Genomic DNA, 16,465 nt, shown 5'->3' on the forward strand with positions numbered 1-16,465 from the left:
CACCGGCTGGGCCCTGATAGTCCTCTTCGTCTGGCCAATACTACTAGTGCTGCTAGGTACATTTTCCCAGCGCGAAGATAGCCGCGCTGAATTGGAGCATGAATTGGACTTGGCACGCCAACGCGAGGATATCGCTACCGATGTTCACGATCTCTTGGGCCACTCTTTAACCGTTATCAACCTCAAATCAGAGCTTGCCCGCCGTCTAATAGATTCGGATCCGCAACGGGCGCAGCAGGAGCTCCAGGAGGTGAGCATGCTTTCTCGGAGAGGCTTGGCGGAAGTCCGCTCCACAGTAACCCGGATGCGCATGCCCACTTTTGAAGGGGAAATCCACGCGACTTACAGGGCTCTCGACACTGCCGGCATTGAGTCGTACTTGCCCTCTGCGGCCAAAAGCGCTGGGCTTTACGATGCCGAATTTTCCTGGGCCCTGCGTGAGCTAACCACAAACGTGGTCCGGCACTCAGGCGCAGCGCACTGTTGGGTTCAGGTGACAGACCACCAACTCCAAGTGGTGGACGATGGCTGCGGGTTTGACGCTGAGGAAAGCCTTTCTCGTGCCCACGGTGGGATTGTCGGTTTGCGCAAACGTATAACAGATGCTGGCGGACAGCTGCTTTTTGCGCGCCGCAAGGGCTGTACTCTGGCTTTGGTTACCATGAATGGCGATACGGACTTTCTTCCTCTTACTACCGCCGGAGGCTCAGGCAATGACTGATCCCATCCGAGTTCTCATTGCTGAGGACCAATCATTGGTGCGTGGGGCCCTAGTTGCCCTCTTGGAGACAGAGCCAGATATCAGCGTTGTGGCTGAGTGTGCAACGGGCGCGGAGGTTGCGGGGCTCGTCGCCAAGCATGGCGTCGACGTTGCGCTACTTGATATTGAAATGCCCGGCAAGAACGGGCTAGATGCGGCCGCTGAACTAGAGGGCACGGGTTGCCGCAGCCTGATTGTCACGACCTTTGGTCGCAGTGGCTACGTCAAACGTGCTTTGGAAACAGGCGTAGCTGGCTTCGTGGTCAAGGACACCCCACCCGAACAACTTGCCGAAGCCATTAGGCGAGTGCACGCCGGTCTAAAGGTCATCGACCCTGCACTGGCCCAAGAGACTATTTTCACGCCCGACAATCCACTAACCGCACGCGAAAAGGAGGTTGCACGTCACGTCTTGGAGGGTAGCGACACCCGTCAGATTGCCGGGCATCTTCACCTGAGCACTGGCACAGTGCGCAATATTGTCTCATCGCTCATCGCCAAGACAGGAACTGGGAACCGCTTTGAAGCAGCAACTACTGCACATGCCCAGGGATGGATATAGAAAAAGGAAGCCCACTGCGCGGCCCCTTTTGCTTGGCTTCCTATTCTGGCTGCTTTAGCTCAAGAACATTGACCATGCCCTGAATGACTACGTCCATCACCTTGGAAGCTAGGTTGAAGTAGAAATCAGCCGAGTGATAGCGCAGGGCTCCTACAGTACTCAACTGCGAGAGGCCGTGGATGGAGGCCCACAGCGCCGCAATCTGAGTAAAGAGAATCCATGGAGATCGTGGCCCATTCGACTCGGAAATGGCATCGCGCACCAGATTCATGATGTAGGTAAAGGCCTTACCCATATCAAATGGCTGCTCAGTATCGCCGGACTCATCGAAAGAGACGGGGACAATCGAGCGGCTTGATACCTCGATAAGGGCGACGAAGCCGACGGGGTCTTCCAGCGCATACTCCAAATATCCGAAGCCGGTTGCCTTAATATAATCCAGCCCGTGGGATCCTTCTGGCACGGCCTGGTTCTGGCGCATGATCGCTAGCGTATTGGCTTCATCCAAAGACTCTTCCAAAGAACGCAGCAGGTGAGAATTACCATCGAAAAGATGCTCCGCGTCTGCCAAATCTACACCTGCTCGGGCAGCAGCTGAGCCGAGATGCAAGCTAGGCAGACCGTTATAGACAATCTCTTCGGCCGCACCACGGAAGATGGCTGCACGCTTTTCCTCAGCCGTAGACTTTGGCATGTCCTTTGCTGCTGTAGTAAACGGTTCCGCTGGATCGCCAACGAGTGCTAGCGGTTCAAAGGGCGCAATCTCCCCGTCACGCAAGCTATCTTCCAACCCAGAAAATAAAGTCTCAATGCAAGCATTGAAGGTCTGTTTCTTCGCCGTGGGCGAGAGATGACGCATAATGCCGAACGTGGCCAAGTGAGTAATACCCTGCAACTCAGACAAGAAAGTAAGTGTTTGAATCACTACCAAGCGGTGATCAAAATCGCCGCGCGCTGCAATGGCGGCTTCCCGCATGTGTTCAAGCATCCAACGGAAGGCGGGCGGGAAGGCATCAAAGCTTTTCGCCTCTTCGATGCCGTCCTCAAAGTTGGGAAAGCTCGTTGCCGTCTCGCCGTTGTTATAAGCGGCGAAGTAAGTGGGGTTATCAACAGCCAAGTTGAAGTAGACCTTGGCAGACTCGCGAAGTTTCTGGATCGCGGTCGCGTCATCCGGCAAATTATCGAGCGCCTCGTAGGACGCTACTCGGAGACGCTCATCCAAGAACCGGCTGGTCTGAATGAAAAGGTCGTGGTCATCTTCAAAGAAGGACTTAGCTTCATCGACTGGAACAGCGATCTGCTCCGCCACAGCACAAACCTTTAAAGCGTCGCACCCACCCTTAGCCAAGATACGGGCACTCTGCTCCAACAAACGCTGCTTAGTGGAGCCCGCATGGGAAACGGTGCCTTCAAGATTGTTCACAAATATAATCCTAGCGATTTGATGCAAAATTGCTTGGGATACGCTTACTCTATAGGTTGAGTCACCCACAAAAAGGTGGGAGCACCAAAATAGACCTTTTCCAGCTTTATGCCGCTGGTCTTTATATAGCTTTGGCCCCTGCCCTTACGGGCTGGGGGCCAAAATAGAAGGTAGCCATTCGCCCTGTAAGCGGGCGAAGCTATTTACTCGTTGCCGATCTTGCCGTCAGCTGCGTCACGAGCCTTGTCGATCTGGTCAGCCTTGTCCTCGCCGAGCTTGCCCTTAGCTGCATCAGCTGCCTTGTCCAGGCCCTTGTCGCTAAGCTCTTCGCCCTTGTCGGAGTTCAGTGCGTCCTTTGCCTTATCGAAGATACCCATGTGGTTATCCTTTCTTCTAGTTCTAGCTTTATCTAAAAGCTGCCGTGTCCGGCAACACACCCCAACGTACCGACACTTGAGCCAACATGCCACCGAAAAGTTCTTTAGGTCACTAGACCAAATAAGTTTTACTACTCCATATCCAAGTTGCCCTCAGGGGTATGTGGACACCCCCGCAGCCTGACGACCACCCAATAGGGCCTGCTGCTTTAGCCCGGCCCTAGCTATGCTTAAAGAAAAGCAGTGAAGTATTTTAGCCAAAAGCCAATTTTCCTAAGTCTTGCAAATGATAGCGTTAGACGGTATCGACGATTCTCCGACGAAGGCACTGCACCATGGCTTCCACTAACCCAGCGCGACCATCTACTCCGGAGACGGGCATGGAATTCTTTGGCTTAGTATGGCCGGGCAAGGAGGCAGCTCGAGCAGCAGCTAGCACCCCTCTGCCACGCCATTTCACGCGTGATTCTGCACTCAGTACAGCTGTCGGTGCGGACAACGCGATTATTGCCGCAGATAATCTTCCAGTACTTCAGGAACTTGCCAGCCGTGGAGAGCTCTTTGACGTCATTTACATAGACCCTCCCTATAACACCGGCAAAGACTTTGTCTACCGCGACAATTACCGTTTGCGCCGGCAGATGCGCTCGGGGAGCTATGCAGAGTGGCACTCGCAATGGTTATCTATGATGCTTCCCCGGCTCATCTTGGCCCGGCAAGTATTGTCAACAAATGGTTTTATTTTCGTATCCATTGGAGAGGACGAAGTGGCCAATACGCGCAAGGTACTCGATGAAGTTTTTGGAGAGGAGTGCTTTGCCGGCCAATTGATTTGGAAAAAAGCCGGCACCGGCAAGAATGATTCTAAGTACGCGGTGGTAGAGCACGAATATATTCTGTGTTACGCCCGTACTCCTGATAACCCTGGATTCAATGTCGATCTCCTTGGCCACACTTCCACCAAATACAACCATGAGGATGACAAAGGGAAGTACTCCTTGGTGCGGTTGGACTCTAAAACCCTTGGGTACCTTCCCTCCCTCGACTTCCCTATCTCCGGGCCCGACGGCAAGGAATATTGGCCGGACCAGCCGGTGGGAAAAGAAAAAGTCGCCCGTTGGCGCTGGGGCCGGGAAAAGGTTGAACAGCGCTTCGATGAGCTCGTCTTCCGCCGAGGTTTTGTCTATACCAAGAACTATCAGAAGGTGGGAGCGCGCCCACGCTCCATCTTGGACGGCGAGCGCTTTGGGGTGACCCGCACTGGCAGGCGTGATGCTGAAGACGTCATGGGGATAGAGGGCGTTTTCGAGTTTCCCAAACCGGTGCGCTTGATTAAGCACCTCATTTCCATTGCGGGTGGAAAGGATGCGCGCGTCCTTGACTTTTTTGCGGGCTCCGGCACCACTGCCCAGGCGGTAGTGGAACTCAATAACAACGATGGGGGTACTCGGTCTTTTCACCTTGTGCAAATTCCAGAGCCAACCTCCCCGCGTAGCGCTGCTCATCGCGCGGGCTTTTCTACCGTGGCAGATATTTGCATTGAAAGGGTGCGCAAGGTCCCAGGCGCATCCTTTCAGGTCTATCGCCAGGACTAAGTCTGTGCGGTACCGGACGGGCGACCGGGAATGCCGAAGAAGTCTAGGACGCGGTCGGTAGCGAAGAATTTGCCTACCTCATTGTGCGCGTCCGCTGTACCACCAGGCCATACGTGTGAGCCTCCGGCGATACGGATGTGTTCCAGCGGTGCGGTACAGCCGCTCCACTTCATATCGAGTGCATTGTTGACTAGGCGGGTCGTGTCGACCTTGGTAGAGCAACCATTGCGCTTACGGTCCTGTTCCAGCACCGATTCCACGGAATAGTACTTGGTCTTATGGCGCGTTCCACCGTAGTAACCCACCACGGGGTCCACGGTGCCGTGAATATCCAATCGACCCACGGGGGAATGAGCACAGTCTTTAAGAATATCTTTGTAGTAGGCAGCGGAAACGGTAGCTACGGACTTGAAGACATCGGGCATCTGACAGGCCAGATAAGCGGCAAAACCGCCGCCGTTCGACATGCCAGTAGCATAAATTCGGGAGTCATCTACCCGATACGTTGCTCGAACGGCATCAATGATGTCGCGAACAAATTTTTTATCTTCTGTTGTTGACGTCTTGGCATAAGGAGCAGGGCTCCAAGCCTTCTTTTTACCTTCTGCGAAAACGGTGATGGCATCAGCAGCATCGAGGCGGGAATAGCCGCGGAGGTTCTCGGCAGATTGTCCCCATCCTGGAAAAGCCAGGACGATGGGCCACTTTTTATCCCCCGTGTAGTCCTTGGGCACGTTGAGGATAAAGGAGCGCCCCGAGGGCAGATTAACGGTGGTATAGTTTCCTGGCTCGGGTCCGCTCAGCGGTGCAGAGGTTGGAATCCCTAGGTTTTTCGTCTCAGTTGGGACTGCTGGGGGCGCGGAGTCGGGCGAATCGGCCGAACATGATGCGCCGGCAACCGCAAGGAAACACACTGCTACCGCACCAACCAGGGCCCGTAGCGACCTCGCGTTCATCTTTGTCGTCCCTTCTGCCATGCGGTCCATAGTTGCTTATAGCGGCCACCATAATCTAACAGTTCGTGGTGACTGCCTTGCTCCACCACCCGCCCGTTGTCCATTACGGCGATGCTATCGGCTCGTGCGGCTTGGTCTAGTCGGTGCGCCACTATCAGTGCGGTTCGCCTACGGGTGACCTCTGTCGCGGCTTCTTCCAGAGCTTCCGCCCCCACCGATCCGGCCTCTGCGGTGGCCTCATCCATGATGACGATCTGGGGATCTAAAAGCAATATTCGCGCCAGCGCAAGCTGCTGCGCTGCTACTGGGTCAAGGTGGATTCCCCGAGCGCCAATGACTGTATCTAGGCCCTCCTCTAACTGCGCATACCACTGTGCGCCGACGCGCTGTAATGCATCTTCCATTTGTGCGTCTGAAGCTTGCGGGGCGGCCAAGGACAAATCTTCGCGTAGGGTTCCTGAGAATACGTGAACCTCTTGGGAAATCATCGCTAAACGCGCCACCCTTTCGGAATCAGAAAGGGCCGATACCTCTGCTCCATCCACCAAGACTGTTCCGGTAGCCGGGACTCGCAGTCCGGCTAGAAGAGCAGCGACCGTGGTCTTTCCCGCACCAGAGGGTCCCACTAAAGCTACGGTGTGTCCAGCGGGAAGCTTGAGATTTATGTCCCTCACGGCCCAGCCGCCGTCTTCGTAGCTGAAGCTCACTTCTTTTAATTCGGCAACTCCACGTGGAGACGGGGCGCCAAAGTCTGGCACCGCCCGTGGCGGATCCATAACCACCCCAACTATCCGAGACAGGGAGGAATAGCCGGATTGAATGGTATCGATTACTCGCATCAATCCCATGAGCGGACCCCGCAAGCGAATGAGAAGGAGCATCGCCGCGGTGACTGCGCCAACGGTGAGCGCCCCAGCCTGCACCACCCAAAAGCTGACGAGCAACCCGCAGGCCAGCATTATTAACTCGATGCCCGTCATCCATAGCTGTAGGACCATCATTGTCCTTCGCGCGGCGTAGCCTTTGTCCACCACCTGTGCGGAGGCACGTTCAATACCGGCATGCATCTGGTTTTCCATGCCAAAGGCGCGCACAGTCTCTCGCCCTCGAATTGCCTCTAGGAGCCTGCGTGCCCGTTCCGCCATGGCAGCGCGTTCGTCGGTATAGCGCTGTGGAGCGCGCTGCAGGTACTGGCGCGCAGCAATGAAATATAACGGCGTAACTGCACCTACTACCAGTAGGTATTGCCAGTTGAGGCTGACTAGTGCCACCCCAGTGGTTGCGATGGCGAAGGCAGATTTCGTCAGCACGGGGACGGTCTCGGTTACGGCAGCCGATAGTTCTGCTACATCATCGGTAGAGCGAGAGACCAAATCCCCAGTGCCGGCTTCCTCCACCCGGTGGGTAGGCAGGCGAAGAGCGGTAGAAACCATATCTTCCCGCAAAGCGGAGATCACTCTTTCGCTCAGGCGCGAAAGGACATAGAACCCCGCCGCGGAAAACAGTGCCGAACCCGCGGCCACCAGTACCAGCGAGATACCGATGGGCACAATGGCGCCTTGATCAATGACAGCGTCAACGATCTTTCCCAACAGGATGGGGATCGCTACATTGCTGCCGGCGCCTGCGGTAAGCAAGGCCAAGGCCGCTGCTGCTTGGGGGTGGGCACCGGGGACGTCGGAAAGCTGGCGGCCCACTTCCTTACGCACTTGGGGCCAGGAGGCCGTAGGAAACCGCATCATAGCTGCGCCCCCACTGCTGCCCACGCCGGCGAAGTGGTGAAGACAAGCGTGGGCTTAGGCCCGCGGTGATGCGCCACCCGCTGGGCAATTTCCTGCTCGGTCACCGAGTCCACGGCGGTTGTGGGATCGGCTAAAACTAGGATCTCCGCGTCCGCCGCAATGGCTCGTGCAAGCGCCACGCGCTGTTGCTGTCCGCCGGAGAGATTTCGGCCGCCTTCTCCCACCTCACGGTCCAACCCGCCCGGGATATCTTCCCCTGCAGCCACGAAGAGGGCTCGTTGTGCACTCGCGCTATCCGGATGAATATTGTCCCCCACGGTCCCCTCAAAAAGCATGGTTTCGTGTGGAACAACCAGGAATCGCTCGCGCGGCAAGAAGACTAGATCCTCTGGAACAGGCTCGGGCACCACGTTGACCCCAGGTGCGAGGGCCGGAACCTCCGGTTCACTCTTCTCCACCCCGGGGGCGGAGAGGACGGCAATAATGCGCTCAGCACTTGCCTGTGCAGCCGCCCACCGCGAGGCGATATTTCGGCCCAGCATCGTCATCGGGGTGATAATGAACTGCGTAAGGCCAATAACCGTAATGAGTTCACCTACGCTAATCATGGAGCGCATAGCCATCATTCCTGCACCAATACCCACTGCAATGACATATACCGAGCCCAAAATCTCCGTAGCCGCATTAAGTCGGGCTTGGGCACCATTGGCTTCTACCGTTCGCGCATAGGCGGCACCAGACACCGCGGAATAACGCCTACTCACTGTGGCTACAGCACCCAGGCCCTTAAGGATCCGCAGGCCTTGGACCACATCGGTGGCCATGGAGCTGGCCTTCGCCAACGCCGCTTGGCGGATTCCGGAACGCGTACGCAGAGGCTTTGCCGCGCGCACTGAGCCCCACACCATCAACGGCCCGCCACACAAAATGGCAATGCCTAAAGGCAGGTTAATACGGCTAGCCATGATCGCCACATACACAATGGCGGTGATCTCAGCGACGGGGAAAACCGTCATCATCACCGCATTCTGCACGCGCCGTGCGTCCGTGGAGGCGATGGCGAGCAGCTCGCCGGCGGTGCGGGGCTCGCCTGCGATGCCCCGCGGATCCTGAATCCTATCCGTGATGGACATGCGAACATCGTGCCCAATTACTAGCATGGCTCGCGCGTTAAGGCCGCGTCCGAACCATGCGGCTATGGCATTAAGACCAAAAGCTGCCCCCAATACCACCAGCCACATGCCTAATCGGTCAACGGATCCTTTCGACACAGCTTCATCAATGGCATGTCCCACGATCACTGGAGTCGATCCGTTAAGCAGAAAAGATACAGCCATGCAGAGTGCGGCCGGCACAGTGAGGGATGGACGAGAAAAGACAGTCTTTAGCAGCCACCTGGGATCTGATGGTGCAGGAAGTGTCCTCATAGGCAGCCATTCTAATTCGCGGTAGGTTAGATGGGCTATGACGACTCGCCGCCCCGATCCCAGCCACTTCCCTAGCTACCGCAAGGCCTCCACTAGACAAGGCCCCGGCTTCCGCAATGCCGCGCAACGCACCGCTTCCGCCCAGGCCTTCCGCCGCGGCGCGAGCACCTACCACGATGTGCGCCCCGGCTATCCGGACGAGGTTTCTGCCCTTATCGCTGACGCCCATACCGTTGCCGATATTGGTGCCGGTACTGGAAAACTCACCGAGTCCCTACCCAATCCTCGGGTTTTGGCTCTGGAGCCTTCCGACGATATGGCTGGAATTCTCGCAGCCCACCTCCGCCTGCCAGTCCTTCGTGCTACGGCCGAAAACACCGCGCTTGCCGACGCCTCCTTAGACGCCGCCTGCCTCGCCCAAACCTGGCACTGGGTCGACGTGCCAGCCGCCTGTGCAGAGCTTGACCGCGTCCTCGCGCCGGGCGGGAAGATTCTCCTGGTGTGGAACACGCTTGATGTCAACGCGAACCCCTGGATCCTGCGGCTTTCTCGCATCATGCACTCCGGGGATGTACATAAGCCAGGCTTTTACCCGGACTATACGGCTCCGTGGTCTTTGGACCGAGAGCTGCGCTTGACCTGGGAGAACGAACTAACCCCGGAGCAGCTTCACCAGCTGATGCACACCCGATCCTATTGGCTGCGCAATGGCAAAGCCATCCATGAGCGCATGACCCACAACCTGGATTGGTACCTCTACGAGCACATGGGATTTAAGCCGGGGCAAAAACTACGCATCCCGTACCGCACGGATGCCTTCGTGCTGGTACGGGATTCGGATTAGAGCAGGACCTGCGCCAATAGCGAGCCCACCACGCAGGAGGTGAACACCGAGATGGCGCCGGGAACGAGGAAGGAGTGGTTGATGACGAACTTGCCAATGTGGGTAGTGCCCGTGCGGTCGAAGCCGATGCAGGCTAGGTCCGAAGGGTAGGTTGGCAAGATGAAGTAGCCATACGCTGCGCCGTAGAAACCAACGATAATGGCGGGATCGATGCCGAGCTGCAGGCCGATCGGAGCGATGGCAACCAGGGCGGCGGCCTGGGAGTTAACCAGCTTGGACACGATGACCAATACCACCGCGTAGGCCCACGGGGCGGCCTCCACCACGGACCCGAGGTTGGACTCCAGGGCATCGATATGGGCTTCGAAGAAGGTATCTGCCATCCATGCCACACCGAAGACGGAGAATACTGCGGTCATACCGGCTTTAAAGACTGGCGTGGACGCGATCTTCTTCGGGTCAGCCTTGCAGCTAAGCAGGATGATCGCGCCAGCAACAAGCATGACCATTTGGATAACCAGATTCATCGAAAGCGGGCTCAACTCACCATCGTCGCCAGGGACCAGCGGGCGCAGGAATTCGAACGCACCGAGTGCCACCACGCTGGCGATAGCCACGAGGAAGATAACCACCGCACGCTTTGCTTCTGGCGAAAATTCCTCATCCATGAGCGACCCGGTGGACTGGTGAATGCTTTCTGCGAACTCCGGATCCTTCATGCGCTCCTGGAATGCCGGGTCCTCGTCCAAGTCCTTGCCGCGGCGCAAAGACCACAGCGCAGCGAGGATAACGCCGGCAAGCGAGGCGGGCATAGCCACCATGAGAATCTGCGGAATAGAATAGGCGTGATCGATAGCGCCGGCGTTTTCCGCGATGATGGACGCTAGGGATACGGTGGCCACAGACACTGGCGAGGCCGTAATACCCATCTGAGCCGACGTCGATGCCACAGCCATGGGGCGCTCTGGGCGGATGCCCTTCTTCAGGGCAATATCCTCGATGATCGGAAACATCGTGTACACGACGTGACCCGTACCGCACAGTACCGTCAGGAACCAAGTGGTCAGCGGCGCGAGGATGGTGATGCGCTCTGGGTGGGCGCGGAGAAACTTCTCGGCAAATTGCATCATCACTTCTAGACCGCGCGCCTGTTGCAAGGTGGCGGCGCAGCCGATGACCGCAATGATGGTCAGCATCACGGATACCGGCGGCTCGCCCGGGGCGAGGCCGAAGACAAAAACCATGAGCATCAAACCGATGCCGGAAATAAGTCCTAATCCGATGCCACCATAACGAGTGCCCAATAGCAGGGCGCTGAGGATGATGATGACCTGGAGCACGATGGCCAGAATTGAATCTGGCGCAATTACGCTGGCTAGCATGCTGAGCCTTCCATCACGAGAGAATGATTAACTGGTTATATCCTATCCGGCCCCACATAACCGGACATAAACGGAAAGGCGAGCGAATTCTCACACCGTGTCCGGTGTAAAAATCGCTCGCCTGGATGCTATAATCCCAGCGTAACGGGCATACTGCTAGCGCTTCTTTCCGCGCCTCTCCCTCACTCGCACTGCGATTCGGATAGGCGTTCCGTGGAAGCCAAACCGCTCGCGGAACTTGCGCTCAAGGTAGCGGCGATACGCCGCATCCAAGAAGCCCGTCGTAAACAAGACGATGGTCGGCGGCTGAGTCGAGGCCTGCGTGGCGAACAATACGCGCGGCAGGCGGTTATTCTTCATCGGCGGCGGGTTAGCCGCGATAGCCTCACGCAGCCAGTTATTCAGCTGGCCCGTGGACACACGCTGATCCCAACTTTCCAGTGCCTCAATCATGGCCGGCTCCAGCTTCTGCAGCGCGCGGCCCGTTTCCGCAGAGATATTCACACGCGTAACCCACGGCAAGTGGCTCAGCTGCTGATCAATCTCGCGGTCCAGGTAATAGCGGCGATCCTCATCCATGAGGTCCCACTTATTAAATGCAATCACCAGTGCCTTACCCGCCTCGAGCACCATATTGAGCACGCGCTGGTCCTGCTCGGAGATCTCCTCAGAGGCGTCGATAAGCATGATGCAGACCTCAGCAGCATCGATTACGCCGCGGGTGCGCAAGGACGCATAGTACTCATGCCCCTGCGCATTCTTTACCTTCTTGCGCAGGCCTGCGGTATCAATGAACTTCCACAGCTGCTCATCCAATTGCACTAGCGAGTCCACCGGATCCACGGTGGTTCCCGCGACGTTGTCGACCACGGAACGCTCCTCGCTGGTGAGCTTATTCAGCAGCGAGGACTTGCCGACGTTAGGCTTGCCCACCAATGCGACGCGGCGAGGTCCAGAGGTAATCGCGGTCTGCCGAGGCTCTTCAGGGAAGACCCGCAAAATCTCATCGAGCACGTCCGCACCACCGCGGCCATGTTGGGCGGATACGGGCCACGGATCGCCCAAGCCCAAGGCATAAAATTCCGCCATATCCGCGTACTGATTATCGGAATCGAACTTATTCGATACCAAAATCACTGGCACAGGCGATTTCTGCAGGCGGCGGGCCATAACCTCATCCGTCTCCGTGATGCCCACCTTGGTGTCCACCACCATAACGATGACATCGGCAGTTTCCATGGCGACTTCTGCCTGGCGGGCAATCGCCGCATGGATACCCTTCACGTTGGGATCCCAGCCACCGGTGTCCTGCACCAAAAAGCGCTGGCCATTCCAGTCTGCTACGTAGGAAATTCGGTCACGAGTAACGCCTGGGTGGTCCTCTACCACCGCTTCGCGGCGGCCAAGGAAACGGTTGACCAAAGAGGACTTGCCCACATTTGGGCGACCGACTACGGCCACCGTGCACAAAGCTTCTTCGGTGTGATCATCGGACTCCACGCCAAAGGCACGGGAGAGTTCTTCCCACTCCTCTTCGCTCAGGGGTTCTTCTGTGTGCGCATCGTCGCCATAATCGGCCTCTCCGAATTCCGAGTCATCGAAGTCATAGTCGAATTCCTCGGTATTGAAATCATCGGCGGCCCAACCAGGAGAGGCTTCTACCACCTCATCATCGAACTTTCCGGCTGGGTAATGGAACTGAGTCTCCGACTCTTCCTGGGGATCGTGATTAGTCATTGACAGACTCCTTTACCACGTTAATTAGAGCTTCCAGCACATCCTCTGGGCTCATATTGGAAGTATCGACTAGGGTTGCGTCTTCCGCTGGGCGCAGTGGTGAGGTCTTGCGGGAAGAATCCGCCGCATCACGGCGCTGGACATCTGCAAGTACCGTCTCGTAATCCGAAGCGATGCCCGCCTTTTCATTCTGGGCTTGGCGGCGCTGCGCGCGGACCTCGGCAGAGGCAGTCATGAATGCCTTTGCGGGGGCGTCGGCAAGCACCACAGTGCCAATATCGCGTCCTTCTACAATCGCGCGGTGAGCCTCGCGGGCAAGCTTGCGCTGCAGCGCGACCAGATTCTCGCGCACCTCCGGAATGGCAGATACGGCGGACACGTTACGGGTGACTTCGTCTTCTCGAATAACGCGCGAGACGTCCTCACCGCCGAGGAGAACCTCGGTGGAGTCCGGGTCATCGGATACCCCTAAGGGCAGATTGGCCGTAGCCGCAATAACCGCGGCGGTGTCAGCAGGGTCGACGCCTTCACGCAGCACCGCAAGCGTTGCCACTCGGTACATAGCACCAGTGTCGACGTACTTTGCATCCAGCTGCTTGGCCAGCGCACGGCACGTGGTCGACTTTCCAGTTCCAGATGGGCCATCCACGGCTAGGATGAGACCCTCATTCGGCATATTAGAAATCATTACATCTCCACCGCCTTGTACAGGCTAGTCAGCTCGCTGGAATTAAGGGCACGCAGACCGCCCGGCTTCATATCGCCCAGCTGAACCGTATGCAGCTTGGTGCGCACCAGGCGCTGCACGGGGAAGCCGGCCTCCTTCAACATGCGGCGCACGATATGTTTACGGCCTTCATGCAGCTCAAGACGCACCAGGGAATAACCCTGGTTGGTATCAACTACCTGTGCAAAGTCGGCCTTTGCCAGTCCGTCTTCCAGCTCGATGCCTTCCTTGAGCTGGCGCACGAGCTTCCTATCGGCCTCGCCCAAAACGGTGGCGAGGTAGGTCTTGGTCACCTCGTACTTGGGGTGCATCAAGCGGTTGGCCAACTCGCCATCATTGGTGAGGATAAGCAGGCCTTCCGTATCGGCGTCGAGGCGGCCGACGTGAAAGAGTCGCTGGCCAGCTGCGACCTTTTCTGACACCACGTCGCCCACGCACGGGCGCCCCAGGTCATCAGACATGGTGGACTGCATGCCGCGCGGCTTATTGAGCACAAAATATTCGTGCTCCTCATTGACGTTGACGCGCACGCCGTCTACTCGGATGACGTCAACGGAGGGGTTTACCTTGACGCCTTGCTTGGCGATGATCTTGCCGTTGACCTCAACTCGGCCGGCATCGATGAGGATTTCTGCGTGGCGGCGGGAAGCGACGCCCGCCTTGGCGAGCACCTTTTGGAGGCGCTCTCCCTTGGGCTTGTCTTCATCGACCAGCCAATCGGCGCCCAATTCGCGGGCTACGGATTCTGCGGTAGCCTTCTGCTTTTTCTTTGACACATGCTGGTGACGGGCCGGCTTAGCATTGGAGACAATGATGTCACTGTCTCGCTGCTTCTTATCCGGTGTGCCGTCACGGCGAGCGGGAGGAGTCACGTACGTGTCCTTTTCTCTCGAAGATATGAAATTACCTGGGCAATCCTACCCCACGCTAGTACTCTTCGTCGATCGCCTCTACGTCAGGCAACAGCGGTGCCAAGTCTGGCAGGCGCTCCAAAGAATCGATCCCCAATAACTCGAGGAACAATTCTGTCGTCTCGTACCGGTGCGCAGCGCCTTCAAAATCATCCTGCGGCAGCTCCCGGACCAACCCGCGCAGGTTAAGGGTACGCATCACGCCATCAACGTTGACACCGCGAACCGCCGCCACCTGCTGGCGGGTGACGGGCTGGCGATAAGCCACTACCGCCAAAGTCTCCAGAGCAGCACGGGAGAGTTTGGTTTGGGCACCATCCAAGAGGAATTCTTCTACCGGCCCCGCATTGTCGGTGCGCGTATAAAAGCGCCACCCCTCTTGGGTCTCGCGCAGGTCAATACCGGAACCGCGACTATCCAACTCGCGCTGAATGGAACGCAAGCAATCACTAACGACGTCCGTTTCCGCCCCCAGCGCACGCGCCAATGACTCCACAGAGGCTGGGGAGTCGAGCACGAGCAGTATGGACTCAAGACGGGAACGCAACTGCGAGATGAGGGGAAGATCCATAGCGCCCGAGTTTACTGGAGAAGAAAAAGTCGCTGAAAATTTTCCAAATCACTTTCGCTCCCTACTGTGACTCGGCTAACATATTGTCATGGAAACTATCACTCGCACTGACAGACTCATCCTTATCCCGCTGTCCGCCGCTAATACCGAAGAGACCCACAAGGTCTACAGCGACGGACGTATCTGGAACCACCGCCCCAATGGGCGTTTTGCTGACATCCGCACCACGCGTGCACTCGCACAAGCATCCTCCGAGTCGTGGGACGCCCACCACTTCGGGCCTTGGGCCGCGTATATGCGCCACAACCCTTCGGAATTCGTCGGTGTCGGTGGTGCCATCTTCGTCGACGAGGCAAACTTCTGGGACATCAAATACCGCCTGCGCCCCGCCCATTGGGGTGCCGGTTTTGCCACAGAGATCACCTCAGCAGCAATCAAGTGCATCCGCCAAGTGGACCCCGACTCACCGATCACGGCCCGCGTCACCACAAACCACCCGGCGGCCATCCGGGTCATCGAAAAGCAAGGGCTCCAACAAGTATGGGAAGGGCGCCGCATAGGCACCGAGGACAACCCCGAGGAACCAGACGTACGCGTCTACTCCGACCGGGAGCTCTCCCCCGAGACGCTAGAATTCATCCAGCAACGGCCTTAGTCCCAGTTCGCTGCGGCAACTACCGCTGGGTCAACATCCAGGCCTGTCCACGATAGGTCCAGCTGACCCAGCGCTTCTTCTTGTTGTGCATCAACCGCCTTGGCTTTGTACAACTCCAACAGGGCCAAGAAACGCCCCACTACCTGCATAGAAACCGTACAGTCGCGGGTTAGCGCACCAAAGCTGGTCCATTGACCTGCGCCGAGTAGCTTGAGTGTTTCCAAGATCTTGCCGGCCTGCTCTGGTACCGATACTGCTACGGCGTGCACGTGACCGGTTGCCACCTCCTCCGGCGGTTTGGGACGGAACACGCCCGCAGCTAACTCGGCAAAACTGGCCGGCGTATGGCCGAGCGAAACTGGAGGCAAAAGTTCAGCAAACTTCTCCTCGATGGAAACCGCGCGCGGATAGCTGCGCTGCGCCTCGCGCTGCCACACGGCGAATTGGTCCGCTGCTTGCTTATAAGCCTTGTACTGCAACAGACGGGCAAAAAGAAGGTCGCGCGACTCCAGCAGTTCTAAGTCTTCAATATCGTCGACGTCACCGCGCGGCAGTAGCCGCGCCGCCTTCAAATCCAAGAGCGTAGCTGCCACTAGCAAAAAATCAGTGGTCTCATCCAGATCAGCGGACTCTCCCAGCTGGCGTGTATACGCCACGAATTCGTCCGTCACTTCTGACAGCGCAACGTCAGTCACGTCCATCTTCTTGGACTGAATGAGCTGCAATAGCAGGTCAAATGGGCCTTCAAAATTCCGCAGTGCAATGCGAAAGCCCGTAATCTCCGGCTGGGTCACGA

At 57.4% G+C, this 16,465-nt stretch carries 16 protein-coding genes; 5 read left to right on the top strand and 11 right to left on the bottom strand.

Annotation, left to right across the window (positions count from 1 at the left end):
- Window positions 1–721 (top strand): histidine kinase (locus QKD99_RS10510; protein WP_347951400.1); only part of this gene is annotated, 721 nt, incomplete at its 5' end.
- Window positions 714–1,322 (top strand): response regulator transcription factor, encoded by a 609-nt coding sequence (locus QKD99_RS10515; RefSeq protein WP_347951401.1) that lies wholly within the window; start codon window positions 714–716, stop codon window positions 1,320–1,322. The genes QKD99_RS10510 and QKD99_RS10515, both read left to right, overlap by 8 nt.
- A gap of 40 nt (window positions 1,323–1,362) precedes the next feature.
- On the opposite strand, the gene QKD99_RS10520 is transcribed toward QKD99_RS10515, so the two are convergent.
- Complete coding sequence (locus QKD99_RS10520) at window positions 1,363–2,745, bottom strand: hypothetical protein (protein ID WP_347951402.1); 1,383 nt, start codon at window positions 2,743–2,745, stop codon at window positions 1,363–1,365.
- 203 nt (window positions 2,746–2,948) lie between these two features.
- A complete protein-coding gene (locus QKD99_RS10525; protein WP_080970414.1) occupies window positions 2,949–3,122 on the bottom strand; it encodes an antitoxin in 174 nt (57 codons plus the stop codon).
- A gap of 335 nt (window positions 3,123–3,457) precedes the next feature.
- On the opposite strand from QKD99_RS10525, the gene QKD99_RS10530 reads away from it, so the two are divergent.
- On the top strand, window positions 3,458–4,717 hold the full coding sequence (locus tag QKD99_RS10530; protein WP_284867985.1) for a site-specific DNA-methyltransferase: 1,260 nt from the start codon (window positions 3,458–3,460) through the stop codon (window positions 4,715–4,717).
- Here QKD99_RS10530 and QKD99_RS10535 read toward each other — a convergent pair.
- Genes QKD99_RS10535 through QKD99_RS10545 form a run of 3 tightly spaced genes read right to left on the bottom strand, consistent with a single transcriptional unit; the run spans window position 4,714 to window position 8,842 of the window.
- Window positions 4,714–5,694, bottom strand: a complete 981-nt coding sequence (locus QKD99_RS10535) for a PHB depolymerase family esterase (protein ID WP_347951403.1) — start codon at window positions 5,692–5,694, stop codon at window positions 4,714–4,716. The two genes, QKD99_RS10530 and QKD99_RS10535, sit on opposite strands and share 4 nt — an antisense overlap.
- Window positions 5,670–7,412 (bottom strand): ABC transporter ATP-binding protein, encoded by a 1,743-nt coding sequence (locus QKD99_RS10540; RefSeq protein WP_347951412.1) that lies wholly within the window; start codon window positions 7,410–7,412, stop codon window positions 5,670–5,672. Before QKD99_RS10540 ends, QKD99_RS10535 begins: the two co-directional genes overlap by 25 nt.
- Window positions 7,412–8,842 carry an ABC transporter ATP-binding protein gene (locus tag QKD99_RS10545; protein ID WP_347951404.1) on the bottom strand — a complete coding sequence of 477 codons (1,431 nt, stop codon included), beginning with the start codon at window positions 8,840–8,842 and terminating at the stop codon, window positions 7,412–7,414. The genes QKD99_RS10540 and QKD99_RS10545 overlap by 1 nt, the downstream gene beginning before the upstream one ends.
- 37 nt (window positions 8,843–8,879) lie before the next feature.
- On the opposite strand from QKD99_RS10545, the gene QKD99_RS10550 reads away from it, so the two are divergent.
- Window positions 8,880–9,686: a class I SAM-dependent methyltransferase gene (locus QKD99_RS10550; RefSeq protein WP_347951405.1), complete on the top strand. Its 807-nt coding sequence runs from the start codon at window positions 8,880–8,882 to the stop codon at window positions 9,684–9,686.
- Here QKD99_RS10550 and QKD99_RS10555 read toward each other — a convergent pair.
- From QKD99_RS10555 to scpB, 5 genes are all read right to left on the bottom strand, one after another.
- Complete coding sequence (locus tag QKD99_RS10555) at window positions 9,683–11,068, bottom strand: anaerobic C4-dicarboxylate transporter (RefSeq protein WP_239278856.1); 1,386 nt, start codon at window positions 11,066–11,068, stop codon at window positions 9,683–9,685. The genes QKD99_RS10550 and QKD99_RS10555 overlap by 4 nt on opposite strands.
- A 156-nt stretch (window positions 11,069–11,224) precedes the next feature.
- The gene (gene der, locus QKD99_RS10560; RefSeq protein WP_347951406.1) at window positions 11,225–12,805 is read right to left on the bottom strand and encodes a ribosome biogenesis GTPase Der; all 1,581 of its coding nucleotides are present in this window, start codon (window positions 12,803–12,805) and stop codon (window positions 11,225–11,227) included.
- Window positions 12,798–13,493: a (d)CMP kinase gene (gene cmk / locus QKD99_RS10565; RefSeq protein ID WP_239278858.1), complete on the bottom strand. Its 696-nt coding sequence runs from the start codon at window positions 13,491–13,493 to the stop codon at window positions 12,798–12,800. The genes der and cmk overlap by 8 nt, the downstream gene beginning before the upstream one ends.
- Window positions 13,493–14,404: a pseudouridine synthase gene (locus tag QKD99_RS10570; RefSeq protein WP_005324678.1), complete on the bottom strand. Its 912-nt coding sequence runs from the start codon at window positions 14,402–14,404 to the stop codon at window positions 13,493–13,495. Before QKD99_RS10570 ends, cmk begins: the two co-directional genes overlap by 1 nt.
- Window positions 14,405–14,459: 55 nt before the next feature.
- Window positions 14,460–15,014, bottom strand: a complete 555-nt coding sequence (gene scpB / locus QKD99_RS10575; RefSeq protein ID WP_239278859.1) for an SMC-Scp complex subunit ScpB — start codon at window positions 15,012–15,014, stop codon at window positions 14,460–14,462.
- A gap of 88 nt (window positions 15,015–15,102) precedes the next feature.
- Here scpB and QKD99_RS10580 point away from each other — a divergent pair, with 88 nt between their 5' ends.
- Window positions 15,103–15,669, top strand: a complete 567-nt coding sequence (locus QKD99_RS10580; protein WP_284816085.1) for a GNAT family N-acetyltransferase — start codon at window positions 15,103–15,105, stop codon at window positions 15,667–15,669.
- Here QKD99_RS10580 and QKD99_RS10585 read toward each other — a convergent pair.
- A complete protein-coding gene (locus QKD99_RS10585) occupies window positions 15,666–16,463 on the bottom strand; it encodes a segregation/condensation protein A (RefSeq protein ID WP_005324675.1) in 798 nt (265 codons plus the stop codon). The genes QKD99_RS10580 and QKD99_RS10585 overlap by 4 nt on opposite strands.
- Between the last annotated feature and the right edge of the window lie 2 nt (window positions 16,464–16,465).

Origin of the sequence: Corynebacterium sp. c3Ub_189 (genome assembly GCF_039907195.1) — a bacterium.
Taxonomy (GTDB): domain Bacteria; phylum Actinomycetota; class Actinomycetes; order Mycobacteriales; family Mycobacteriaceae; genus Corynebacterium.

What these genes read in the sequence shown, in the direction of transcription:
- QKD99_RS10530 (WP_284867985.1), top strand. Translation starts at nt 3,458, where the DNA reads ATGGCTTCCACTAACCCAGCGCGACCATCTACTCCGGAGACGGGCATG.
- QKD99_RS10555 (WP_239278856.1), bottom strand. Translation starts at nt 11,068, where the DNA reads ATGCTAGCCAGCGTAATTGCGCCAGATTCAATTCTGGCCATCGTGCTC.
- QKD99_RS10550 (WP_347951405.1), top strand. Translation starts at nt 8,880, where the DNA reads ATGACGACTCGCCGCCCCGATCCCAGCCACTTCCCTAGCTACCGCAAG.
- QKD99_RS10545 (WP_347951404.1), bottom strand. Translation starts at nt 8,842, where the DNA reads ATGAGGACACTTCCTGCACCATCAGATCCCAGGTGGCTGCTAAAGACT.
- QKD99_RS10515 (WP_347951401.1), top strand. Translation starts at nt 714, where the DNA reads ATGACTGATCCCATCCGAGTTCTCATTGCTGAGGACCAATCATTGGTG.
- cmk (WP_239278858.1), bottom strand. Translation starts at nt 13,493, where the DNA reads ATGATTTCTAATATGCCGAATGAGGGTCTCATCCTAGCCGTGGATGGC.
- QKD99_RS10540 (WP_347951412.1), bottom strand. Translation starts at nt 7,412, where the DNA reads ATGCGGTTTCCTACGGCCTCCTGGCCCCAAGTGCGTAAGGAAGTGGGC.
- scpB (WP_239278859.1), bottom strand. Translation starts at nt 15,014, where the DNA reads ATGGATCTTCCCCTCATCTCGCAGTTGCGTTCCCGTCTTGAGTCCATA.
- QKD99_RS10525 (WP_080970414.1), bottom strand. Translation starts at nt 3,122, where the DNA reads ATGGGTATCTTCGATAAGGCAAAGGACGCACTGAACTCCGACAAGGGC.
- QKD99_RS10580 (WP_284816085.1), top strand. Translation starts at nt 15,103, where the DNA reads ATGGAAACTATCACTCGCACTGACAGACTCATCCTTATCCCGCTGTCC.
- QKD99_RS10535 (WP_347951403.1), bottom strand. Translation starts at nt 5,694, where the DNA reads ATGGCAGAAGGGACGACAAAGATGAACGCGAGGTCGCTACGGGCCCTG.
- der (WP_347951406.1), bottom strand. Translation starts at nt 12,805, where the DNA reads ATGACTAATCACGATCCCCAGGAAGAGTCGGAGACTCAGTTCCATTAC.